Here is a 22,376-nt window from a genome sequence, read left to right as displayed (position 1 = left end):
GATGAGTCAAACAATAACGTTATTATTGCTTGCGTTTGCTGTCAGTCTCGATAGTTTTAGTACAGGACTAACATATGGATTGAGGAAAGTAACCATCCCCTTTAAATCAATTAGTATCATCTCCATCTGCTCCGCAACCACATTGTTGGTAGCGATGCTTGTTGGTCAAACTATTCAAACGTTTATTTCACCTGAAGTTGCTGGAAGGTTTGGGGGACTGATACTAATTCTTTTAGGGGCAGTTGTTCTATATCAATTTTTTCGCCCAGAAAAAGAAGTAGAGGTAAAAGAAGAAAAAACGTTAATTAACTTTGAAATTAAATCAATTGGATTGGTTATTCAAATCTTGCGTAGGCCTTTAACAGCAGACTTTGACAAGTCGGGGACCATTACTGGTATTGAAGCCTTTATGCTCGGTATCGCACTCTCATTAGATGCATTCGGTGCTGGAATTGGAGCCGCGTTACTCAGTTTTTCTCCAATTATTCTGGCGTTAGCGGTAATGGTGATGAGCTTCTTATTTTTAAACGGTGGTTTGAAAATGGGAAGGTTCTTTTCTCATATTAGATGGATTCAACAGGTTTCTTTTTTACCGGGACTTCTGCTCATTCTAATAGGAGTATTAAGATTTTAAGATAGAAAGGAATACGGTTATGGGAATGGTTATTGGATTAACAGGAGGGATTGCCAGTGGAAAAAGCACTGTCTCCACCTTCCTAAAACATAAAGGCTTTACAGTAGTGGATGCAGATATTGCAGCAAGAACGGTTGTAGAAGTTGGAAAACCGGCATACAATGAAATTGTAACTAAATTCGGAAAAGAAATCTTATGCAAAGAAAACAATAAGATTAATCGTGAAAAATTAGGAAGTATTGTTTTTTCTAATGAGGAAAAACGAAATTTATTGAACGGAATTGTCCATCCAGCAGTGAGAAAAGAGATGCTCGACCAGAAGGAAAAAGCATTTGCTAGTGGGAAAAGGACGGTCATCATGGATATTCCTTTACTTTATGAGAGCAATTTAACTTGGATGGTGGATCGGACGATTGTTGTATATGTCGATGCAGAAACACAGTTAAATAGACTAATGGAAAGGAATAGCCTAAGCAAAGAAGATGCACTTGCTCGGATTGACTCTCAATTCCCGTTAAAGGATAAAGTTAGTCTTGCAGATGTGGTTATCGACAATAATGGATCTATAACTAATACAGAATTTCAACTAGAAGAACTGCTTGAAAGGTGGAACTTGATTCCTTGATAAAGTGAAATTTCAATCAGTGGGGGCTTCTATCTACCCCCATCTACTCCTTCTTCGAACCTCTCTAATCTTTGATGTGGGGGGATTACTACCCGTTTATGCGGGATAAAAGCTGCTTCACGAGGAATTTATTTTCCGAAGGGAGCGTTTTTTATTATCTGAATTTTTCTGAAAAATAAGACATTTAAAATACGCAAATTATTCATTAACAAATTCTCTTAATATGTTATACTAATTTTAGTTAATCATCATATAAGTATGACATTATTATAGAGGGGAGCCGGATTAATGAAGGCTAAAGTGGCAATCAATGGGTTTGGAAGAATAGGTAGAATGGTTTTTAGAAAAGCAATTTTAGATGAAAGTCTTGATGTAGTAGCGGTCAATGCAAGCTATCCCGCTGAGACGTTAGCACATTTAATAAAGTATGACACAAACCATGGCATCTTCCAGGCTGATGTAAGAGCAGAAACGGATAGCATTATTGTAAATGGAAAAACTGTTCAATTGCTGGGCAATCGTGATCCAAAGTCACTTCCTTGGAATGAATTAGGTATTGATATCGTTATTGAGGCTACTGGAAAATTCAATTCAAAAGAAAAGGCTAGTCTACATTTAGAAGCAGGTGCTAAAAAAGTAATTTTAACAGCACCGGGGAAAAATGAGGATACAACTATTGTAATGGGCGTAAATGAAAGCGCATTAAATATGGAAGAACATAATATTATTTCTAATGCGTCATGTACAACAAACTGTCTTGCACCGGTCGTAAAAGTACTAAATGAACAGTTTGGAATTGAAAATGGTCTGATGACAACGGTTCATGCTTACACGAATGATCAAAAGAATATTGATAATCCGCATAAAGATCTTCGTAGAGCTAGAGCGTGTGGTCAGTCCATTATTCCAACAACGACGGGTGCTGCTAAGGCACTTGCACTGGTAATTCCGGAACTAAAAGGAAAATTACATGGCATGGCACTAAGGGTTCCAACCCCTAATGTGTCACTTGTTGACCTTGTTGTTGATTTGAAAAGAGATGTTACGGTTGAGGAAATTAATGAGGCGTTCATCACTGCATCACAGGGCTCATTGCAAAATATTTTGCAATATACAACGGAACCGCTAGTATCTATTGATTTTAATACTAATCCACATTCTGCAATAATTGATGGTCTGTCTACAATGGTAATGGATAACCGTAAGGTAAAAGTATTAGCATGGTACGATAATGAGTGGGGCTATTCTTGCCGTGTAGTTGATTTAGCAAAATTAGTTGCTTCGAAAATGGAGCTTCGTTCTGAGGTAAGTGTTTGAAAGGATAGTAAGAGAGACAAAAGATAGTATTATCTAAGCCAGTGAGGTTGCGTGAAGCTTCACTGGTTTTTTCCATTCCATTTTATAAATATGGATTTACTAATACTTTTAACAAAATGGCCATGTCTGCGGAAGACTGACATGGTTATTAACCAACGACACTAATTACCCCAAACTTCGCCTGTGTCCATCTTTCGTTTGTGGAATACTAAAACTAATTCCGGTAAAAAGTAATGAGGATTAGTACTGTTATTGTAAAAATACAAGAAAAAATTCAAAAACTTTATTGCAAAACAGTTTTAAACAAAGTATACTATTTTTCGTGAACTTCTTGTTAGCAGAATAGTACTAATTTAGCTACTTAAAGGGTTAGGACCTCTTCGGACTAACTTTCCCCCGTGGTAGTTAACATTTTTGCAAATGGAAATGTTCATTTTGACGAAAAAAATTATGTCAAAGGGGGAAACGACTAATGGAAACAATGGGTCGTCATGTAATCTCTGAATTATGGGGATGCGATTTTGAAAAGTTAAATGATGTAAATGAAATTGAAAAAACGTTTGTAGACGCAGCATTAAAATCAGGTGCTGAAGTTCGTGAGGTAGCTTTTCATAAATTTGCTCCACAAGGTGTAAGTGGGGTTGTAATTATCTCTGAATCACACTTAACTATTCATAGCTTTCCTGAACATGGTTATGCGAGTATTGATGTGTATACATGTGGCGAATTAGATCCTAATATTGCTGCTAACTATATTGCTGATGCACTTAGTGCAGAAACACGCGAGACAATTGAAGTACCACGTGGAATGGGTCCTGTTCAAGTGAAAAAGCCGCAAGTAAAAGCACTTTAATCTTAAAATAAAATTTGCGTTAAAGAGGTGTATGAATTCCATACACCTCTTTTTGGTGCATCTATCTATATTATTTTTTCCTTATATCTCTTTTTCGTGTAAAATAGAATTAAAGAAATATGGAGGATGAACAAAATATGAGCGGAGTACGTTCGATTTTAAAAAGATTTCAATCAGAATGCGAGACTAGTGACGAACATGTAGATAAAGATCTTCAAACCCATTACTATAAATCAACTTCTCAAAAAGTAAACGATGCGGTGGAATCGCTTTTTGCCTCAGATGAATATCAAGTTTTATCCCACTCAAAAGACAGAGGGGAATGGACAGTCCAAAAAAACATTCGCCCTTCTTTATTTATCGTGGTGACAATCATTACGGTCCGTCCGTTTGAAACAGCGGTTGATTTTAAAGTGAGTGCGAACGGAGCAAAGCTTTCAGGTACATATCCTGTTTTAAAAGGACATATCCAGTCATTTTATGAAAATCTTGATAAAAATCTTATTAAAATTTAATTGTGAAGGTTGTCGGAACAGCTTACCTTATATATGATAAAAATAATTAGTATAAAGTAACGGAGCTGATATAATGAAGTGCCCGTCGTGTAACCATAGTGGTACAAGAGTAGTCGATTCTCGTCCTGTTGATGAGGGGCGTTCAACGAGAAGAAGAAGAGAATGTGAACTTTGTGCTCATCGTTTTACAACATTTGAAAAAGTAGAGGAAATCCCGCTTATTGTTGTAAAAAAAGAAGGAATTAGAGAAGAGTTTAGTCGTGAGAAAATTTTAAGAGGGTTAATTAAAGCATGTGAGAAGCGTCCTGTCTCTCTTGAGCAGTTAGAGAAAATCACACTAGAAATTGAGAAAGAACTTAGAAGTCAAGGTACGTCAGAGGTGCAATCAGATAAAATCGGAGAAATGGTAATGGACAGGCTTGCAAAAATTGATGAAGTATCCTATGTGCGATTTGCATCGGTTTATCGTCAATTTAAAGATATCAATGTTTTTATTGATGAATTAAAAGACCTTATAAAAAGAGATTAATGAAGTACGAGCTGAAGAGATGGTTCTTTAGCTCTTTTCTCTTTTACATTTCGTAGAATTGATTGTAAAAACAGTAAAAACTCACCTGAAAGGTAGTATGTTAATGATGAAGAAGCATTGGAATGAAATACAGCCTATTGATCATTACAGTGTCAAGACGAACGGTATTGTGCATGAGTATGACAAAAAGGTCATAACACTTCTTTATCAGCCTCTTATAGGAGCAGCTTGTTATAGTTTGTATATGACATTATTTACAGAGGTAGAGGAGAATAAATTATGGTCGGGTGAATCAACGCATTATCACTTGATGAACTTTTTATCTTTAAATTTACAGAGTATATATGAAGCAAGACTAAAGTTAGAGGGAATCGGTTTATTAAAGACATTCCAAAAAACAGAAGATGATAAACGGATTTTTATTTATGAATTGCAACGACCATTGTCACCAGATGAGTTTTTTTATGATGGCATGTTAAATGTATATCTTTATAGGAAAATTGGGAAATCTCATTTTACAAGGCTAAAACACTTTTTTACAGACTCTAAAATCAATCAAGGTCAATTTAGTGAAATTACCCGTTCCTTCCAAGATGTTTATACATCTACATCAGAACAAAATGTGGATTTCCTTCACCATGAAGCGAACATTGCTAGTAAAACAGATGAAAAATCTCAATATATCTATCAAGCTAAAGGCAAGGGTGTTGAGTTAGACGACGTTAATTTTGATTTTTCCCTATTGCTCTCTGGGTTATCTGAATCAATGGTTCCGAGAAAAGCTTTTACGAATAAAGTCAAAGAAACGGTACTTAAATTAAGCTATTTATACGGTATTGACCCGATCCAAATGAAGAATGTCATTCTAAGCTCTCTTACAGCTGATGACTCCATCGATATAGAAGTGTTAAGAAAGTCTGCAAGAGATTGGTACCAGCTTCAAACGGGGGATGTACTTCCCGAGTTAACTCCGCATCTTTCAACTAAAGGGAATGAAAAAGAAAAAAACGAGCCTTTAACAAAAGAGGGAGAACTTATTGAATACTTGGAATCAACCTCACCGAAGGATGTTCTCTCAGATATAAGCAATGGTGGAAAACCTTCGAAAGCAGATATGCAAGCGGTCGAAGAAGTGCTCATGACGCAAAAATTATCAATAGGTGTTATGAACGTATTAATTCAATATGTACTTTTAAAAACGGATATGAAGCTAACAAAAGGTTATATGGAAAAAATAGCTTCTCACTGGAAAAGAAAAAAAGTGACAACCGCAAAAGAGGCAATGGAATTAGCTAAAAAAGAACATAAACAATACTTGGAATGGGCACAAGGTAAGGATGGGAAGCAGCCATCTGGATCGCGCCGTAAACCAATTAGAACAGAGAAACTTCCTGATTGGTTCACAGAAGAAGACAAGTCATCAAAAGTAAAACCTTCTAAAGACCAAAGTAATTTAAATTTTGAAGAAGAGAAAAGGAAGCTTGAGGAAGAATTAAAGAATTTCCGAAAGTAGGTGAACAGAATGGAACGGATAAATGATACGTTAAAAAAATTGGCTACCTCTGGATCGTTTAAAGAGAGATATGAACAAACCAAAAGGGATATCCTTCAAAACGAGGAGGTCAAAGCATTTATAGATCAACATCAAGGAACTGTGACACGAAGTATGATTGATGGAAGCATAATGAAGCTTTACGAATATATATCCCAAAGTAAACAATGTAATGATTGCCCAAGTCTCGGTGAATGCAAAAATATGATGAAGGGATATGACCCACATCTCGTAATAAAGGGCAATTCCATTGACATTGAATATCATCAATGCCCGCGTAAAGTAATGGAAGATGAACGGGCACGCTCTCAAAAGTTAATTAAAAGCCTGTATGTACCAAAGGACATTTTAGAAGCATCTTTTTCCACTTTGGCATTAGATTCCCCAAGCCGACTTCAAGCAGTTCGGCTTGCTAAAAACTTTGTAGAAGAATATTCTCCTGAGAAAAAAATGAAAGGCCTATACTTTTACGGGAAATTTGGAGTAGGGAAGTCCTATCTGTTAGGTGCAATTGCGAATGAACTAGCCGAAAATAACTTTTCTTCCATGATTGTGTATGTCCCAGAATTTTTTAGGGAGATTAAACAATCTCTTGGGGATAATTCCATCAATGAAAAGTTAGAGATGGTAAAGAAAGCACAGGTTCTTATGCTCGATGATCTAGGAGCAGAAACGATGACAAGCTGGGGAAGAGATGAAATACTTGGAACGATTTTGCAATATAGAATGCTTGAGAACTTACCGACTTTTTTCTCTTCCAATTTTAATTGGGATGAATTGACTCATCATCTTACCTACTCGCAAAGAGGTGAAGTGGAAAAGATGAAAGCAGCAAGGATTATGGAAAGAGTAAAGTATTTAGCTAAGCCAGTATTAATTGACGGTCATAACAGGAGAGAATAAGGAATAAACTGCCGTACAAGAGGAGAATTCTTCTGTACGGCAGTTTTTTTATAAAAGGTGAATAAAATTTGTCTGAAAACTTCTAATTCGAACAAGCTCTCCATATATATAAAGCAGGGATTTGGCTTTAGGGAGGGAAGAAATTTGTTGGAACTTTTATTTAAGAGCAAAAGGGACGCTAGTAATCTTCAAAAGCGTGCGAACGATTCGGGTTTCATATCATCGTTCCATGAGACATTATTCCAAAATCAACAACATTATATTATATCTATAAATAAACCTTATACAAATGACGAACGGCAACAATTAATAAAATCAATATGTGACTTTTTATTATCAGAAAAATGTATGGAGTGGGCATCCTCTATTCTGACGGATTATTATTATTATGAAGACAGTGATGAAATAGGACAAATAATGGAGATTATTTTAGGAATGCGGCTTGGTGAACGGCCAGAACTGACAGAGCTTTTGGAAGAATGGGGAGAGCGGGAGTTTGTTGAAGAAAATGTAGAAATGCTGCTTGAAAGTAGGGAGCCGGTAAGTTTCGATTCTTGGTCTAAATTTCGGTTGAAGAAATTACAAGATAGGCAAATGGAGTATGTTGAACTGGCGATAGATGAATACAAAATGGAGCAAGAATATCAAATGTTTCTTCATATGTTGAGAGAATATTTGTCTACAAGAGAACAGAAAAAAATTTCTATACATCTCTATTCAACTCCGTTCGGATTCCGCTTTTTTGATGAGGGATTTCAAGAACTGGACAGAGATCAACTTTTAGCTTATATGGACAAGAGGCTTTTGACTAATCACCCATTGTATGTTGATTCTTATACGATAGCTCCTTTGCTTTCACTTGCACCGGAGAAGATTTTTGTTTATAGCGACGACCATGAGCAAAACCTTATTCGAACGTTACAAAATATTTTTGAAGAGCGGGTGAATCTACTGCCGTTAAGATATTTTCCGGAAAGTTTTCTTTATACATCATTAGACGCAGCGAATGAATAGCTTTTTTGCGATTTAAGAATATAAACTTTTAGTCAAGAAGAACTTTGATTGAGTTAAACCTGTAGAATTGAAGTATAAGTAAAACTAGCTCATCACCTATGCCTAATGACTTAATGCTAGCTAATTTTTCTTTAAAGTCCTCTTGATTTTCATTTTATAACGGCTTATAATACCTACATAATAAGTCAATAGATAAAAGTTATGATGAGGACAACAGTATTCTTTGTCAGTTTTCAGAGAGGGAAGTCAAGGCTGCAAGCTTCCTAGCGCGATACGTATACTTACCACCTCTAAACTTCAATCAGGAACCGCGTGACATACGTGCAGTAATGGTTGACGGCGACTGTCGTTATTGGTAATCAATGAAGATATTGCATAAAGGAATAGGTCCTTTTGTAATGTGAAGTTGGGTGGAACCACGAGTGTGTATATTAACCTCGTCCCTTCAAGTAGAAGGGGCGGGGTTTTTTATATTTTTTAAAATTTAAAGGAGTGAAGTCACATGGCAGAAGTTGTTAAAATTCAGTTCCCTGATGGAAGTGTGAAGGAGTTTCCAAAAGGTGCAACAACAGAAGATATCGCCGCTTCTATTAGCCCAGGGCTAAAGAAAAAAGCGATTGCCGGTAAAATAGATGGTCAACAAATCGATCTTCGTACAAGTATAGAAAGTGACGGAGAAATTGAAATTATTACAGCTGGAGGAGACGAGGCACTTGAAATTTTAAGACACAGTACAGCACATCTAATGGCTCAAGCGATAAAACGTCTTTATCCCGACGTGAAACTTGGAGTTGGGCCTGTTATTGAAGGTGGCTTCTACTACGATCTTGATATGGAACATGCTATTACACCAGAGGATTTTCCTAAAATTGAAAAAGAAATGAAAAAAATTGTGGGAGAAAGTTTAGAAGTTGTCAGAAAAGAAGTGAGTCGGGATGAAGCTCAAAGAATGTTTGAAGACATCAATGATGAGTATAAACTTGAACTATTAGAAGCAATCCCTTCCGATGAACAAGTATCGATTTACGAACAAGGTGAATTTTTTGATTTGTGTCGTGGAATCCATGTACCATCTACAAACAAAATTAAAGAATTCAAACTTCTTAGCATTGCAGGTGCTTATTGGCGTGGAAATAGCGATAATAAAATGCTTCAGCGTATTTATGGTACTGCTTTCTTTAAAAAAGAAGATTTAGAGGAGCATCTTCGCCTTTTAGAAGAAGCAAAAGAGCGTGATCACCGCAAAATTGGTAAAGAATTAAATTTATTTATGAATTCGCAAAAAGTTGGGCAAGGTCTTCCGATGTGGCTTCCAAAAGGAGCGACAATTCGTCGTATTGTTGAGCGTTACATCGTTGATAAGGAAGAGCGCCTAGGCTATGATCATGTCTACACTCCTGCTATGGGAAGCGTTGATCTTTATAAAACTAGTGGTCACTGGGATCATTACCAGGATGATATGTTCCCTGTTATGGAAATGGATAATGAATCACTTGTGTTACGTCCGATGAACTGTCCGCATCATATGATGGTTTATAAAAATGGCATTCACAGCTATCGTGAGCTCCCTATCCGCATTGCTGAGTTAGGCTTAATGCACCGTTATGAAATGTCTGGTGCACTGTCTGGGTTACAACGTGTTCGTGGGATGACGTTAAACGATGCACATATTTTTGTAAGGCCAGATCAAATCAAAGAAGAGTTAAAACGAGTAGTTAGTTTAGTAATGGAAGTTTACAAAGACTTTGACATAAAAGAGTATTCGTTCCGCTTATCCTATCGTGATCCAGAAGATAAAGAGAAGTACTATGATGATGATGAAATGTGGAATAAAGCACAAACTATGCTCAAAGATGCAATGGATGAACTTGATCTAACTTATTTTGAAGCAGAAGGTGAAGCGGCATTTTATGGTCCGAAACTCGACGTTCAAGTAAAAACAGCGCTGGGGAAAGAAGAGACATTATCTACTGTTCAATTAGACTTCTTACAGCCTGAACGTTTTGATCTAAGTTATATAGGTGAAGATGGAAAACAACATCGTCCAGTCGTTATCCACCGTGGTGTAGTCTCTACAATGGAACGTTTTGTTGCTTTCCTAATCGAAGAGTATAAAGGGGCATTCCCTACATGGTTAGCACCTGTTCAAGTACAAGTAATCCCTGTTTCACCAGATGTCCACTTTGATTACAGTAAACATGTAAAAGAAGAACTTCAGGCACAAGGATTACGTGTTGAACTTGATGACCGCAATGAGAAAATTGGTTACAAAATCCGAGAAGCACAAATGAGTAAAGTTCCTTACATGCTTGTCGTAGGTGATAATGAAATAGAAGAAAACTCGGTTAATGTTCGAAAATATGGGGAACAAAAATCTGAAACGGTGCCTTTAGCGGAATTTATTTCTAAAATAAAAGAAGAAGCAAACCGTTAATTAACAGTAAAAGAGAAGCTGCTAGTCGTTGTTAGGACTAGCAGCTTTTTTTGTGAAAATCTATATGGGGAATTCTAATGTGTACTTAGCGTACGAAATGTTGAATTTAATTATAGATTGTTCTTACTAAACGCTACTTAATTATTCTTTGAAGAAGGATCTATTTCCAGCCATTCTTGTGACCATTTTTCAATTTCCTTCATTAGCGGTTCTAACGAAAGTCCTTTTTCCGTTAAAGAATATTCAATTCTTACCGGAGTTTCTGGGAACACTTCTCTTTTCACAATTCCTTCTTCCTCTAATTCCTTTAGACGCTCTGAAAGAAGTCTCCCGCTTATACCTGTAGCAGACTTAATTGTGCAGTTTCGTTGTGGACCAGAAAGTAGTTGATAAATAATCATACCAGTCCATCGTTGACTTAAAATGCCCATTGCTTTTTCAAATCTTGGACAAATTAGAGATTTGTTCATTTTCGATCACTCCTATATTTAGATTATAGCTTAATTATTATTGATAATAAACTTATTTTACTATAACAATGAGACTTGACATAATGTGATTACAAAAGTATAATAAGTTACAAATAGTAACTTATACTAAAATTGAAAACACATACTTTTAAATACAGGAGGAACAACTATGGAATTCCATCGTCCGCCACATATTTATGTTGGAAAAGTAAATATAAAAGTAGCCGACCTAGAGCGTTCTTTGACGTTTTATAAAGATCTTATTGGATTTCAAATTTTAGAGCAATCTGGAAAAAGAGCGATTTTAACGGCAAACGGGAGAACGCCGCTCCTAATCATTGAACAGCCTGATAATGTAATACCGAAGCAACGACGAACAACCGGTTTGTATCATTTTGCACTTTTATTACCGAATCGCTCAGACTTAGGTGCAGTACTTAGGCATTTACTTCAAAATAGATATCCGATAGAAGGGGGATCCGATCACCGAGTAAGTGAGGCTCTTTACTTGTCCGACCCTGATGGAAATGGAATTGAAATATATCGAGATCGCCCATCAACATCATGGGAATGGAATAATAATGAGGTGGTAATGACTACTGAACCACTAGATGCTGAGTCCCTCTTAAATGAAGGGGAGGATGTGAAATGGGAAGGTCTCCCGAATGCCACATTGATGGGGCATATTCATTTGCATGTATCCCAAATAGCCAATACGGAGCAGTTTTATCAAGGTGGACTAGGTTTTGATATTGTTACTCGATATGGTAATCAAGCTCTCTTTATGTCTACTGGTAGGTATCATCATCATATCGGATTAAATACATGGAATGGAATTGGAGCACCTACACCAGTAGAAAACAGTATAGGATTAGGTTCATTTACGCTTATTTTCCCAGATTCAATGACGAGAGATAAAATAATAGAACAGCTGCAAAGTATTGATGCTCCGGTTACAAAGAAAGCTAGTAATTATATTACAAAGGATCCTTCTGGAAACACAATAGAATTACAAGTTAATGAATAAAATGACCTGAAATCAGCAGGATCTTACTGGAAATTAATACAGAGTAAAGTATTGATAGATATAACCCTCTGTGAACAGAAACGATATTGAGCATGAAAAAACTGTTGCACAAACAGATAAGTTCTGATAAAATAAAACATGTTGCATTGAAAGTAGTCATTTGACAGCATATTAATGCTTATGATATACTAGCTAAGGTGAATTGAATACGAGTTTGGTCAAGAAGAGGCTACCCGCTTCTCACCTGATTGACGCACAATAGCAGTTGGCAGGTTTTTAACAATTAATGTTTGAACGTTATGCGTTCTTTTATTGTAATGCGGGTGTGCTTATCACACCCGCATTTTTTAATGGATAAAAACTTTGTCTAGTTTCAGCTTGGGTGCGCCCAAACCGAGTATTCTTTTAATAAACCTTGGAGGTGGCTAATTATTAGCAAAGACATGATCGTAAATGAAGGCATTCGTGCCCGTGAAGTACGTCTAATTGACCAAAATGGAGAGCAACTTGGAATTAAGTCCAAAAATGAAGCTCTTGAAATTGCTGCACGTGTAAATCTTGATCTTGTACTTGTTGCTCCAAATGCAAAACCGCCAGTAGGTCGTATTATGGACTTTGGTAAGTTTAAGTTTGAACAACAAAAGAAAGATAAAGAAGCGCGTAAAAAGCAAAAAATTATTAACCTTAAAGAAGTACGTCTTAGTCCTACTATTGAGGAGCATGACTTTAATACAAAGCTTCGCAATGCAATTAAGTTCCTTGAAAAAGGGGACAAAGTGAAAGCTTCTATTCGTTTTAAAGGCCGTGCGATCACGCATAAAGAGATTGGTCAACGTGTATTGGATCGATTCGCAGAAGCATGTAAAGAGGTTTCTACAATTGAATCTAAACCGAAAATGGATGGACGCAGTATGTTCTTAGTATTAGCACCTATCAACGAAAAATAAGGACCCGAGGAGGAAAAGCAAATGCCAAAAATGAAAACTCACCGTGGCTCAGCTAAACGTTTTAAAAAGACAGGTTCTGGAAAGTTAAAACGTTCACACGCTTATACAAGCCATTTATTCGCAAATAAATCTACTAAAGCAAAACGTAAATTACGTAAAGCGGCTGTTGTCTCTAAAGGAGATTTCAAACGCATTCGTCATATGCTTGACAATATTAAATAATTAGCAAGAAGAAATAGGAGGGAATTATTATGCCACGCGTAAAAGGCGGAACAGTAACACGCAGACGTCGTAAAAAAGTTCTTAAGTTAGCAAAAGGGTTTTTCGGATCAAAACACACTTTATATAAAGTAGCAAACCAACAAGTAATGAAATCTTATATGTATGCTTACCGCGATCGTCGCCAGAAAAAACGCGACTTCCGTAAGTTATGGATTACTCGTATCAATGCAGCTGCTCGTATGAACGGTCTTTCTTATAGCCGTTTAATGCACGGATTGAAGCTTGCTGGTATTGAAGTAAACCGCAAAATGCTTGCTGATCTTGCTATCTCAGATGAAAAAGCATTCAATCAATTAGCTGAAGCTGCTAAAGCTCAACTTAACAAATAATAGCAATTATGAAGGGGTTGGCCGACTATGGTCAGCCCTTTTACTTTTTATACAGGCTATTTTATAAAAGATTGTTGTTTTAACAACAGTTGACAGCATAGGGAGCGTTGGAGCGGAAAGGAACGGTCCATTGCCCACAAACAATAACTTTATGAAAACAGCCTTTATAGATGCTGGAACTTTTTATAAAACAGTCGATTGATAACAGGTATTCTTTACAAATATAGCAGCAAGTGAGGGAGAAGTATGGATGCAATAATAAGTATTATCTATTGGTATGTTTTATTTATTAATATGATAGGGCTGTATATTATGAAGACAGATAAACAAAGGGCAAGGAAACAAAAGTATCGCATAAAAGAAAATACAATATGGAAGATATCGTTTTTAGGTGGAGCGATTGGGACTTTTCTAGGAATGAGAATGTTTCGTCATAAAACAAAGCATAAAAGCTTTGCTTGGGGTCTTCCATTGCTGGCTGTTGCGGAGAGCCTGCTGTTTCTATGGATTTATCAAGTAATATAATAGTATGAAATGGAATTTTTGAAGTGTTTAGCATATCAACTTGTACCATTGTATATGTTGTATTAAGTATGGGATGATGAAAAACTCTGCCGTAATTTGGATATTGCTTCTGTCTTGTGTTGGGCTAAAATTAGTTCGCCACAGCAAGGGGAGGGAGATCGATGGATGAAAGATTAGTAACAGCATTCGCTTTTATTGAAGCGAGCGGTTATATAGCACCAATCCTATTTATCTTATTTCATATTTTAAGACAGTTTTTATTTATCCCAGTTTCACTTGTTTGCATGGCCGGGGGGATTCTGTTTGGAAGTCTGCTCGGTACGGTGTACTCATTAATTGGCTTAACGCTATTATCTATTGGGTTTTATTTTGTTATTAAATGGCTTCCGGGACTGTCTAACAAACTATTTAAAATGAAGGAAAAATGGTTCGGACAAAGTGCAGTCCTGACAACAGGTCAAATTTCAATTCTTAAACTTATCCCATTTTTTCATTATCAGCTTTTAAATTTATGTTTAGTAGAAAGAAAGAGGGAATTTCCTTCTTTTACGAAAGCATCTTTATTATCTAATTTACCACTAGCATTTTTCTATACGGTTTTTGGTCAATATATTACTCGTTTTTCCCCAACTATGATGATCATTCTGCTTTTTTCATTAGTATTACTGTTTTATGTGTTGAGAGAAAAAGTTAGAGTAGTACAGTGGAATGAATTTTTTGAAACCTCCAAGGGTTAATGAAAAAAGGGGCTGCGCATTGCAGTCCCTTTTTACTTGGAATACATGAAAAATTCATCGTATCTTACCTAACCACTTCCACTTTTTAATTTAAATTAGGATGTTTCATTATCATTATTATTGAGAAGTTCTTTTATAGGGCTTTTCCAATCAATTTTTGCTTTCGGATATCTTTCGCGGATTTCTCCCTCTATATAGTAGAAGTCTTTCAAAGACAAACCTTTTAAAGATGAGACGTTATTTGTCCATACAAAAATGGAAACAACTTCAAAAGAATCTTCTGTCGTCCCCAAATATTTTTCCCCCTCAAACAGTACCCCTTTATACGTTATAAAAAAGTTCTTACGTACATTATCTTGGTCATCAAAAAAATAAAACTTTTTCTGTTCTTGTGCAAGTTCTAATTTTCTCTTTGGATTAACAATAAACTTAAAGCAACGATAAAAAAGATAAATGATAAGAAGAAATAAAACTATTCGAAATATCCATAGCATAGCAGGTACCTCCATTAAGGCATAATACTTGTTATTTTTTATACGAATGAAAAACAAAAAGGTTTCACTTTTTTAAAACTTTTTTTTACTGTTAAGGATATTAAAAGATTTTCGCATATGGATAACTCAAAAATTAAAGTGGTTTGTCTAGCTCCTGCAATTAGCTTGCTATGAAAAAGAGGATTTCCCTCTAAAGGTAAAAAGCGCCTTTAGAGGGAAATCCATATTTTTTTCGCGAGCTGACCAGGCCCATTCCGCTTTTGTTCCTTGTGCGCCAGTTTTCTATTTAACCCATTTATTCCTATTTTATAAATGGGTTATGTCACATAATAAACAAATTACTCAAGGGGTATGATGTATAGGTGATATACTTAAATTAAATTAAGTAAAGGGAGGTTGGAAATTTGGATATACAAAAATTGTTAGAGATGCAAAGGCAGCTAGATAACTATATAGAAAAAGAGCATGGACTAGAAGAGGAAAACCTTTTTGGAAAGAAGATGCTGGCCCTGCTTGTTGAGATCGGAGAATTAGCAAATGAAACACGTTGCTTTAAATTTTGGAGTAAAAAACCAGCTTCCTCTAAAGAGGTTATTTTAGAGGAGTTTGTGGACGGTGTGCACTTTATTTTATCTCTTGGACTTGAAATAGGTGTCAAACAGCTTGAACTTAAAGAAACGAATTATACGATTGAAGATGTAACAGAACAATTTATGGAAGTTTATCGAGCTGCAAATGAATTTATGACCGAACGATCTGTCACACATTTCACTAATTTACTGCGCCACTATTTTTATCTGGGAGAACTACTAGGATTTTCACACGATGATGTGTTAAAAGCATATATTCAAAAAAATGAAGTAAACTACCAAAGACAAAAGGAAGGGTACTAAACGAGTGTAGTAGTTGCTCTTCGTGGACATTTTCAGAGAATTTAGTATAATACAAAATGTACATATGAAAAAATGGGGGTCGAAAGAATGGCAAAGCTAGATGAAACACTAACGATGCTTAAGGACTTAACGGATGCTAAAGGTGTTCCGGGTAATGAAAAAGAAACAAGAGAGGTTATGAAAAAATACATAGAACCTTTTGCTGATGAAATTACTACGGATAACTTAGGAAGTTTAATTGCTAAAAAAGTTGGAAATGCAGATGGTCCAAAAATTATGGTTGCAGGTCACCTTGATGAAGTAGGGTTTATGATCACACAAATTGATGATAAAGGATTCTTGCGTTTCCAAACAGTCGGCGGCTGGTGGTCACAAGTTATGCTTGCTCAACGAGTAACGATTGTAACGAGTAAGGGTGATATTACTGGAGTCATTGGCTCTAAACCACCGCATATTTTACCTGCTGAAGCACGTAAAAAACCAGTAGATATTAAGGACATGTTTATTGATATCGGTGCTTCAAGCCGTGATGAAGTATTAGAATGGGGAGTTAAACCAGGGGATATGGTTGTCCCTTATTTCGAATTCACTGTTATGAACAACGAGAAGATGTTGCTTGCGAAAGCTTGGGATAACCGTATTGGTTGTGCTATTGCTATCGATGTACTAAAAAATCTAAAAGGTCAGGATCATCCAAATGTAGTGTATGGAGTAGGTACAGTGCAAGAAGAGGTTGGGCTTCGTGGAGCGAAAACATCAGCTGCTAAAATTCAACCGGACATTGCTTTTGGGGTGGATGTTGGTATTGCAGGTGACACACCAGGAATCTCTGAGAAGGAAGCAATGAGTAAGATGGGAGAAGGTCCACAAATCATTCTTTATGATGCTTCAATGGTTTCTCATAAAGGCTTAAGGGATTTCGTAACAGATACTGCCGATGAACATAATATCCCTTACCAATTTGATTCTATTGCAGGTGGGGGAACAGATTCAGGTTCCATTCATTTAACTGCGAATGGAGTGCCTGCCCTATCTATTACGATTGCAACTCGTTATATTCATTCACACGCTGCAATGCTTCATCGTGACGATTATGAAAATGCTGTAAAACTAATCACAGAAGTTATTAAGCGTTTGGATAAAGAAACAGTTGCAAAAATAACTTTTGATTAATAAGGAAATAAATAAAACGGATGCGGGTAGCATCCGTTTTATTTATTTTCTTTTGAAAAATTTAATAAAGAAAAGGGGTTTTATCAATGGAATTTCCTTTTATTTTAGTCCCTCTTCCAACGTTTCTAACAGCATACTTTTTTCTTCTTGACTAGAATGCTGCCAAAAAACTTCAAGTAGGACACCAAGACCTGGAAGTGTTTTTTCTTCTCCACCTTGAATGGCATCTACAATCGTGTCTTTTAATTCATCTTGACTATTTCCAGAAACGTTATGAATAATCGCATTTCTAAGATTTAGGCCCATGTCTAAACGCTCCTTTTTCTTAAAGTAACTATTTCAATGTTATTTTCACCCGAATTTAATTTATTATGTATGAAAGTTCATGTATAATGTAACCTTAAATATTTTATGAATAAAAAACTTGACATACTTGGCATGAAAACTAGCTAAAGGAGGGAACTTCTTTTGAAATACATACAGTCTTCTAAAAATCCGCAAGTAAAACAATGGAAAAAGTTATTAACTAAAAAAGAGAGAGATAAAACAAATACATTTATTGTAGAAGGATTCCATTTAGTGGAAGAAGCGCTAAAACAAAATAAAGTTGTTTTAGAATTAATCGTGAGTGATGGGGTAGATATTCCGCAAAAATGGAATGTGGATTCTATTTCCATTACAATCGTGGCGGAGGAAGTATCAAAAGTTCTTTCAGATACAGAATCGACTCAAGGAATCTTTGCAGTTTGTAGTCAAGTGGAGAAAAGTATGGAAATAAGCGGTGCGAAAACCTTTCTCCTACTCGATGGAGTCCAAGATCCAGGGAATATTGGAACGATGATCAGAACCGCAGATGCAGCTGGTATTGATATGGTAGTTCTTGGGGCTGGTTCAGGAGATCCTTACAACCCAAAAGTTCTAAGGTCAGCACAAGGCAGCCATTTTCACTTGCCGATTGTACGAAGCGATTTACAACAAACCATTGAACTATTAAAAAGCAAAGAAATTCCAATCTACGGAACAGCACTAGAAAATGGAGTCGAATACACAAATGTGGAGCCATCCTCAACATTTGCCGTAATTGTCGGTAATGAGGGAAATGGAGTATCAAATGAAGTGCTCTCTGAAACAAATCAAAACCTATATATTCCGATCTATGGGAAGAGTGAGTCGTTAAATGTTGCCGTTGCAGCTGGCATATTGTTATATTATTTAAAAATTGGGCAATAATTTAGCGAAAAAGGTTTGAAATACGGTCGATTTTTATCTATAATGATTCACATATGAGTAAAAACATGGACAGAGGAAAGTAACACATCGTCTTTTTTCAGGGAGAGAATGCCATTTTGACTGCAAGCATTCTTATTAAGATATGTTGTGAAAATTTCACCTCTTGAGTTGGCATCGGGACCATTTCTGAATAGAAATGTAAAGATGCTCCGGCATAAGCCGTTATCCGAATGAAGTGAGTATACGGATTTGTATACTTATAAGGGTGGTACCGCGAATCCAAACCTCGTCCCTTTTTAGGGGATGGGGTTTTTTTATTTGTAATGAAAAAAGGAGGAAAAGAAAATGGAGGATAAGTTAAGAGCGCTTCAAACAGAGGCACTTGAAAAAATAGAATCAGTTCAAAACTTAAAAGAGCTTAACGATATCCGTGTGGCGTATCTCGGTAAAAAAGGTCCTGTAACTGAAATATTAAAGGGAATGGGGAAACTTTCGGCTGAAGAGCGACCAAAAATGGGTGCCCTGGCTAATGAAGTACGCGGCTCTATAAAGGAAAAAATTGAAAGTAAACAAGAGAAGCTCGAAAGGGAAGCTGTGCAAAAGAAACTGGAATCTGAAACGATTGATGTGACTCTTCCAGGGCGTCCTGTCCGTAAAGGTAGTCATCATCCTTTAACAAAGATGGTCGAAGAAATTGAAGATCTATTTATTGGTATGGGATACACAATAGCAGAAGGACCTGAAGTGGAAAAAGATTATTACAATTTTGAAGCGTTGAACCTTCCAAAAGGCCATCCTGCTCGTGATATGCAAGACTCTTTCTACATTACAGAGGATATTTTACTTAGAACGCATACATCTCCCGTTCAAGCTAGAACGATGGAAGGTAAAAATGGCAAAGGGCCAATAAAGATTATTTGTCCAGGGAAAGTATATCGTCGTGATACAGATGATGCGACACATTCACACCAATTTACTCAAATTGAAGGATTGGTGGTTGATGAAAATATTCGAATGAGTGATCTAAAAGGAACTCTTCAAGTATTTGCGAAAAAAATGTTTGGTGAAGATCGAGAAATCCGTTTACGTCCTAGTTTCTTTCCGTTTACAGAGCCTTCTGTTGAAATGGATATTTCTTGTAAAATGTGTGGCGGAAAAGGCTGTAATGTTTGTAAAAAAACTGGATGGATTGAAATTCTTGGTGCCGGAATGGTACATCCGAATGTACTTGAAATGGCAGGGTATGATTCGAAAAAATATACAGGATTTGCATTTGGTATGGGACCTGAACGAATTGCAATGCTGAAATATGGTATTGATGATATTCGACACTTCTATACGAATGATGTTCGTTTCCTCACTCAATTTGGAATACAAGAATAATCGAACGGAGGTAGTAATATGTTTGTTTCATATAAGTGGTTGGAAAATTACGTTGACTTATCAGGAATATCTCCTGAAGAATTGGCAGAAAAGATTACAAGAAGCGGTATAGAAGTAGAAGGCATTGAGAAAATTGGTGAAGGAATCAAAAATGTTGTTGTCGGTCATGTAGTAAAATGCGAACAACATCCAGACGCAGATAAATTAAACAAATGCTTAGTGGAAGTTGGAGAAGACGCTCCCGTCCAAATCATTTGTGGAGCTCCAAACGTAGCCCAAGGCCAAAAAGTACCAGTAGCTAAAGTAGGAGCAGTGCTACCGGGGAATTTTAAAATAAAAAAAGCGAAGCTACGTGGGGAAGAATCCCGTGGAATGATTTGTTCTCTTCAAGAACTAGGAGTAGAAAGCAAATTAGTTCCAAAAGAGCATGCGGAAGGAATATATGTTTTCTCTGATGATGCAGAGGTCGGAAAGGACGCTGTTGAACTGTTAAACTTAGATGATGCGGTCCTTGAACTTGGGCTTACACCTAACCGCTCTGACTGTTTAAGTATGCTTGGAGTTGCTTACGAAGTAGCTGCAATATTAGATCGGGATGTCAAACTTCCAGCATCTACTTATAAAGAAAGCACAGAAAAAGCTTCCGATTATATTTCTGTCAAAGTGGAAGCAAAAGAAGATAATCCATTGTACGGTGCGAAGGTTATTCGGAATGTTAAAATTGGCCCTTCTCCACTGTGGATGCAAAATGTCTTAATTGCAGCTGGAATTCGACCTCATAATAATATAGTAGATATAACAAACTATGTATTACTTGAATATGGTCAGCCTTTACATGCTTTTGATTACGATCGTTTAGGTTCAAAAGAAATCGTTGTAAGACGTGCACATGACAAAGAAAAAATAATGACATTAGATGATACGGAAAGAACACTTTCAAATAATCATTTAGTAATTACAAATGGATCTGAGCCTATTGCACTTGCAGGAGTAATGGGCGGAGCTGATTCAGAGGTTAAATCAGACACTACCAATATCTTACTCGAAGCGGCTTATTTTAAGGGGCAAACGGTAAGAACGGCATCAAAAGATCATGGGTTACGTAGTGAAGCAAGTGCTCGTTACGAAAAAGGTGTGGATCCTAATCGAGTATTGAAGGCTGGAGAACGTGCAGCTGCTTTAATCGCACAATATGCAGATGGTGAAGTACTTCAAGGAACAGTTACATTTAACGAGTTGGAAGTAGAACCAGCTGTTGTAACGATTACGTTGGAAAAAATAAATGCTTCTCTCGGTACAACAATCTCAGGGCAGGAAGTAGAAGATATTTTCCGACGTCTACAATTTGAGGTTAGTCGCACAGAAGATACATTCACTGTTACTGCTCCGACAAGAAGAGGCGATATTACAATACCAGAAGATCTATTAGAAGAGGTTGCACGTCTATTTGGTTATGATGAACTGCCGCTTACTCTTCCAGAAGGCGAAGGTACAACTGGAGGTTTATCACCTTATCAGTCTAAGCGTCGTACTGTCCGTAAGTTTTTAGAAGGAGCAGGATTATTCCAAGCTATTACTTACTCGTTAACAAATGATGAAAAGGCAACAAAGTATGCTCTTGATAAAAGGGAACCAGTTAAATTATTAATGCCGATGAGTGAAGAGCGTAGCAATCTTCGTTTAAGTGTTGTACCTCAGTTGTTAGAGGTGGTTTCGTATAATCTTGCTCGTCAAAATGATTCGCTTGCAATTTATGAAGTAGGATCAATTTTCCTTAAAAATGAGGGAGAAGCACTTCCAACAGAAGAGGAACATATTGCGGGGGCGTTAACAGGATTATGGCAGAATCACTCTTGGCAGGGAGAAAAGAAAGCTGTCGACTTTTATGTTGCAAAAGGTGTTTTAGAAGGTCTATTTGAGGAGCTAGGCATTATCGACTTCATCAATTTCCGTGCAGCGGAAATTGATGGTATGCACCCAGGTAGAACAGCGGAAATTCTTCTGAAAGAAGAGGTGATTGGTTTCGTAGGTTCGGTTCACCCTGAAGTAGAAAAAGAACTAGACCTCAATGAAACATACGTATTTGAATTAAAGGCTACGCCAATTTTCGAATATAATCTGCCAGCATTACAATACACACCAATTCCAAGGCATCCATCTATCACGAGAGACATTGCATTAGTAGTTGATAGCGCAATTAATGCTGGTGAATTAAAACAAATTATTAAAGATGCTGGTGGAAAGCTTCTAAAAGAAGTATCAATTTTTGACTTATATGAAGGTGAACATATGGAGCCGGGTAAAAAATCACTTGCTTACTCATTAAAATACTTTGATCCAGCTAAAACGTTAACAGATGAGGAAGTCGTCAAGACTCATGACAAAGTACTCGCTACAGTAAAAGAAAAAGCTGGAGCAGAATTACGAGGATAATGGATTAGAGAAGGGAGCTGATTCAAACGTAGATGATGCGTTTGGGTCAGCTTTTTTAGTAGTATGGGGAGTCTGTA

General features: G+C 36.6%; 24 protein-coding genes and 2 other annotated features. Of the genes, 21 read left to right on the top strand and 3 right to left on the bottom strand.

The window, feature by feature from the left end; all coding sequences use genetic code 11:
• Nucleotide 1 precedes the first annotated feature (1 nt).
• From ytaF to thrS, 10 genes are all read left to right on the top strand, one after another.
• Nucleotides 2-634 carry a sporulation membrane protein YtaF gene (gene ytaF, locus ACFSUL_RS12450; RefSeq protein WP_377935860.1) on the top strand — a complete coding sequence of 211 codons (633 nt, stop codon included), beginning with the start codon at nt 2-4 and terminating at the stop codon, nt 632-634.
• Nucleotides 635-653: 19 nt separating this feature from the next.
• Nucleotides 654-1,259: a dephospho-CoA kinase gene (gene coaE, locus ACFSUL_RS12445; RefSeq protein ID WP_377935858.1), complete on the top strand. Its 606-nt coding sequence runs from the start codon at nt 654-656 to the stop codon at nt 1,257-1,259.
• Between the two features lie 288 nt (nt 1,260-1,547).
• Nucleotides 1,548-2,576 (top strand): glyceraldehyde-3-phosphate dehydrogenase, encoded by a 1,029-nt coding sequence (locus ACFSUL_RS12440; RefSeq protein ID WP_377935856.1) that lies wholly within the window; start codon nt 1,548-1,550, stop codon nt 2,574-2,576.
• Between the two features lie 472 nt (nt 2,577-3,048).
• A complete protein-coding gene (gene speD / locus ACFSUL_RS12435; protein ID WP_071411091.1) occupies nt 3,049-3,429 on the top strand; it encodes an adenosylmethionine decarboxylase in 381 nt (126 codons plus the stop codon).
• Nucleotides 3,430-3,566: 137 nt separating this feature from the next.
• Complete coding sequence (locus ACFSUL_RS12430) at nt 3,567-3,944, top strand: cytosolic protein (protein WP_377935854.1); 378 nt, start codon at nt 3,567-3,569, stop codon at nt 3,942-3,944.
• A 73-nt stretch (nt 3,945-4,017) separates the two neighbouring features.
• The gene (gene nrdR / locus ACFSUL_RS12425) at nt 4,018-4,473 is read left to right on the top strand and encodes a transcriptional regulator NrdR (RefSeq protein ID WP_377935852.1); all 456 of its coding nucleotides are present in this window, start codon (nt 4,018-4,020) and stop codon (nt 4,471-4,473) included.
• 103 nt (nt 4,474-4,576) lie between these two features.
• Complete coding sequence (locus ACFSUL_RS12420; RefSeq protein ID WP_377935850.1) at nt 4,577-5,986, top strand: replication initiation and membrane attachment family protein; 1,410 nt, start codon at nt 4,577-4,579, stop codon at nt 5,984-5,986.
• A 9-nt stretch (nt 5,987-5,995) separates the two neighbouring features.
• The gene (dnaI, locus tag ACFSUL_RS12415) at nt 5,996-6,928 is read left to right on the top strand and encodes a primosomal protein DnaI (RefSeq protein WP_377935848.1); all 933 of its coding nucleotides are present in this window, start codon (nt 5,996-5,998) and stop codon (nt 6,926-6,928) included.
• A gap of 144 nt (nt 6,929-7,072) precedes the next feature.
• Nucleotides 7,073-7,942 carry a putative sporulation protein YtxC gene (locus ACFSUL_RS12410; RefSeq protein WP_377935846.1) on the top strand — a complete coding sequence of 290 codons (870 nt, stop codon included), beginning with the start codon at nt 7,073-7,075 and terminating at the stop codon, nt 7,940-7,942.
• Nucleotides 7,943-8,444: 502 nt separating this feature from the next.
• Nucleotides 8,445-10,376, top strand: coding sequence for a threonine--tRNA ligase (thrS, locus tag ACFSUL_RS12405; RefSeq protein WP_377935844.1), 1,932 nt, complete (start codon nt 8,445-8,447; stop codon nt 10,374-10,376).
• Between the two features lie 137 nt (nt 10,377-10,513).
• On the opposite strand, the gene ACFSUL_RS12400 is transcribed toward thrS, so the two are convergent.
• On the bottom strand, nt 10,514-10,846 hold the full coding sequence (locus tag ACFSUL_RS12400; RefSeq protein WP_071411097.1) for a winged helix-turn-helix transcriptional regulator: 333 nt from the start codon (nt 10,844-10,846) through the stop codon (nt 10,514-10,516).
• A 169-nt stretch (nt 10,847-11,015) separates the two neighbouring features.
• On the opposite strand from ACFSUL_RS12400, the gene ACFSUL_RS12395 reads away from it, so the two are divergent.
• The 6 genes from ACFSUL_RS12395 (at nt 11,016) to ACFSUL_RS12370 (ending at nt 14,693) form a co-directional block, all read left to right on the top strand.
• Nucleotides 11,016-11,873: a VOC family protein gene (locus ACFSUL_RS12395; protein WP_377935842.1), complete on the top strand. Its 858-nt coding sequence runs from the start codon at nt 11,016-11,018 to the stop codon at nt 11,871-11,873.
• 214 nt (nt 11,874-12,087) lie between these two features.
• Nucleotides 12,088-12,229 (top strand) — a sequence feature (ribosomal protein L20 leader region).
• A 72-nt stretch (nt 12,230-12,301) separates the two neighbouring features.
• On the top strand, nt 12,302-12,820 hold the full coding sequence (gene infC, locus ACFSUL_RS12390) for a translation initiation factor IF-3 (RefSeq protein WP_084778168.1): 519 nt from the start codon (nt 12,302-12,304) through the stop codon (nt 12,818-12,820).
• Between the two features lie 21 nt (nt 12,821-12,841).
• Nucleotides 12,842-13,042 carry a 50S ribosomal protein L35 gene (rpmI, locus tag ACFSUL_RS12385; protein WP_071411100.1) on the top strand — a complete coding sequence of 67 codons (201 nt, stop codon included), beginning with the start codon at nt 12,842-12,844 and terminating at the stop codon, nt 13,040-13,042.
• 29 nt (nt 13,043-13,071) lie between these two features.
• Nucleotides 13,072-13,431: a 50S ribosomal protein L20 gene (gene rplT, locus ACFSUL_RS12380; protein WP_071411101.1), complete on the top strand. Its 360-nt coding sequence runs from the start codon at nt 13,072-13,074 to the stop codon at nt 13,429-13,431.
• Between the two features lie 246 nt (nt 13,432-13,677).
• Nucleotides 13,678-13,956, top strand: coding sequence for a DUF1294 domain-containing protein (locus ACFSUL_RS12375; RefSeq protein WP_377935839.1), 279 nt, complete (start codon nt 13,678-13,680; stop codon nt 13,954-13,956).
• 161 nt (nt 13,957-14,117) lie between these two features.
• On the top strand, nt 14,118-14,693 hold the full coding sequence (locus tag ACFSUL_RS12370) for a TVP38/TMEM64 family protein (RefSeq protein WP_071411103.1): 576 nt from the start codon (nt 14,118-14,120) through the stop codon (nt 14,691-14,693).
• Nucleotides 14,694-14,788: 95 nt separating this feature from the next.
• Here the strand turns inward: ACFSUL_RS12370 and ACFSUL_RS12365 are convergent, their stop codons facing one another.
• Complete coding sequence (locus ACFSUL_RS12365) at nt 14,789-15,187, bottom strand: sigma-w pathway protein ysdB (protein WP_071411104.1); 399 nt, start codon at nt 15,185-15,187, stop codon at nt 14,789-14,791.
• 404 nt (nt 15,188-15,591) lie between these two features.
• Between ACFSUL_RS12365 and ACFSUL_RS12360 the strand changes: the two genes are divergently transcribed.
• Nucleotides 15,592-16,080: a dUTP diphosphatase gene (locus ACFSUL_RS12360; protein ID WP_377935836.1), complete on the top strand. Its 489-nt coding sequence runs from the start codon at nt 15,592-15,594 to the stop codon at nt 16,078-16,080.
• Nucleotides 16,081-16,167: 87 nt separating this feature from the next.
• The gene (locus ACFSUL_RS12355) at nt 16,168-17,253 is read left to right on the top strand and encodes a M42 family metallopeptidase (protein ID WP_377935834.1); all 1,086 of its coding nucleotides are present in this window, start codon (nt 16,168-16,170) and stop codon (nt 17,251-17,253) included.
• 99 nt (nt 17,254-17,352) lie between these two features.
• Here ACFSUL_RS12355 and sspI read toward each other — a convergent pair whose 3' ends face one another.
• Entirely contained in the window at nt 17,353-17,559 is a 207-nt protein-coding gene (sspI, locus tag ACFSUL_RS12350; RefSeq protein WP_377935832.1) for a small acid-soluble spore protein SspI, read from the bottom strand.
• Between the two features lie 162 nt (nt 17,560-17,721).
• Between sspI and ACFSUL_RS12345 the strand changes: the two genes are divergently transcribed.
• The 3 genes from ACFSUL_RS12345 to pheT all read left to right on the top strand — a co-directional run bounded on the left by ACFSUL_RS12345 (nt 17,722) and on the right by pheT (nt 22,299).
• A complete protein-coding gene (locus tag ACFSUL_RS12345; protein ID WP_377935830.1) occupies nt 17,722-18,483 on the top strand; it encodes a TrmH family RNA methyltransferase in 762 nt (253 codons plus the stop codon).
• 57 nt (nt 18,484-18,540) lie between these two features.
• Nucleotides 18,541-18,780 (top strand) — a binding site (T-box leader).
• A 48-nt stretch (nt 18,781-18,828) separates the two neighbouring features.
• Complete coding sequence (gene pheS, locus ACFSUL_RS12340; protein WP_377935828.1) at nt 18,829-19,866, top strand: phenylalanine--tRNA ligase subunit alpha; 1,038 nt, start codon at nt 18,829-18,831, stop codon at nt 19,864-19,866.
• A gap of 18 nt (nt 19,867-19,884) precedes the next feature.
• A complete protein-coding gene (gene pheT / locus ACFSUL_RS12335; RefSeq protein WP_377935825.1) occupies nt 19,885-22,299 on the top strand; it encodes a phenylalanine--tRNA ligase subunit beta in 2,415 nt (804 codons plus the stop codon).
• The last annotated feature ends 77 nt before the right edge of the window (nt 22,300-22,376 follow it).

This window comes from Bacillus seohaeanensis, assembly GCF_042684945.1.
Lineage (GTDB): Bacteria > Bacillota > Bacilli > Bacillales > Bacillaceae_B > Rossellomorea > Rossellomorea seohaeanensis.
Note: the sequence above shows the minus strand (reverse complement) of the source record. Positions and strands in the feature narration are given on the sequence as shown.

Excerpts from the sequence above, each read along its gene's own strand:
- ACFSUL_RS12430 (WP_377935854.1), top strand. The coding sequence starts at position 3,567 with ATGAGCGGAGTACGTTCGATTTTAAAAAGATTTCAATCAGAATGCGAG.
- ACFSUL_RS12395 (WP_377935842.1), top strand. The coding sequence starts at position 11,016 with ATGGAATTCCATCGTCCGCCACATATTTATGTTGGAAAAGTAAATATA.
- ACFSUL_RS12370 (WP_071411103.1), top strand. The coding sequence starts at position 14,118 with ATGGATGAAAGATTAGTAACAGCATTCGCTTTTATTGAAGCGAGCGGT.
- ACFSUL_RS12355 (WP_377935834.1), top strand. The coding sequence starts at position 16,168 with ATGGCAAAGCTAGATGAAACACTAACGATGCTTAAGGACTTAACGGAT.
- ACFSUL_RS12420 (WP_377935850.1), top strand. The coding sequence starts at position 4,577 with ATGATGAAGAAGCATTGGAATGAAATACAGCCTATTGATCATTACAGT.
- pheT (WP_377935825.1), top strand. The coding sequence starts at position 19,885 with ATGTTTGTTTCATATAAGTGGTTGGAAAATTACGTTGACTTATCAGGA.
- coaE (WP_377935858.1), top strand. The coding sequence starts at position 654 with ATGGGAATGGTTATTGGATTAACAGGAGGGATTGCCAGTGGAAAAAGC.
- pheS (WP_377935828.1), top strand. The coding sequence starts at position 18,829 with ATGGAGGATAAGTTAAGAGCGCTTCAAACAGAGGCACTTGAAAAAATA.
- speD (WP_071411091.1), top strand. The coding sequence starts at position 3,049 with ATGGAAACAATGGGTCGTCATGTAATCTCTGAATTATGGGGATGCGAT.
- rpmI (WP_071411100.1), top strand. The coding sequence starts at position 12,842 with ATGCCAAAAATGAAAACTCACCGTGGCTCAGCTAAACGTTTTAAAAAG.
- ytaF (WP_377935860.1), top strand. The coding sequence starts at position 2 with ATGAGTCAAACAATAACGTTATTATTGCTTGCGTTTGCTGTCAGTCTC.
- thrS (WP_377935844.1), top strand. The coding sequence starts at position 8,445 with ATGGCAGAAGTTGTTAAAATTCAGTTCCCTGATGGAAGTGTGAAGGAG.
- ACFSUL_RS12365 (WP_071411104.1), bottom strand. The coding sequence starts at position 15,187 with ATGCTATGGATATTTCGAATAGTTTTATTTCTTCTTATCATTTATCTT.
- nrdR (WP_377935852.1), top strand. The coding sequence starts at position 4,018 with ATGAAGTGCCCGTCGTGTAACCATAGTGGTACAAGAGTAGTCGATTCT.
- dnaI (WP_377935848.1), top strand. The coding sequence starts at position 5,996 with ATGGAACGGATAAATGATACGTTAAAAAAATTGGCTACCTCTGGATCG.
- ACFSUL_RS12375 (WP_377935839.1), top strand. The coding sequence starts at position 13,678 with ATGGATGCAATAATAAGTATTATCTATTGGTATGTTTTATTTATTAAT.
- sspI (WP_377935832.1), bottom strand. The coding sequence starts at position 17,559 with ATGGGCCTAAATCTTAGAAATGCGATTATTCATAACGTTTCTGGAAAT.
- rplT (WP_071411101.1), top strand. The coding sequence starts at position 13,072 with ATGCCACGCGTAAAAGGCGGAACAGTAACACGCAGACGTCGTAAAAAA.
- ACFSUL_RS12400 (WP_071411097.1), bottom strand. The coding sequence starts at position 10,846 with ATGAACAAATCTCTAATTTGTCCAAGATTTGAAAAAGCAATGGGCATT.
- ACFSUL_RS12440 (WP_377935856.1), top strand. The coding sequence starts at position 1,548 with ATGAAGGCTAAAGTGGCAATCAATGGGTTTGGAAGAATAGGTAGAATG.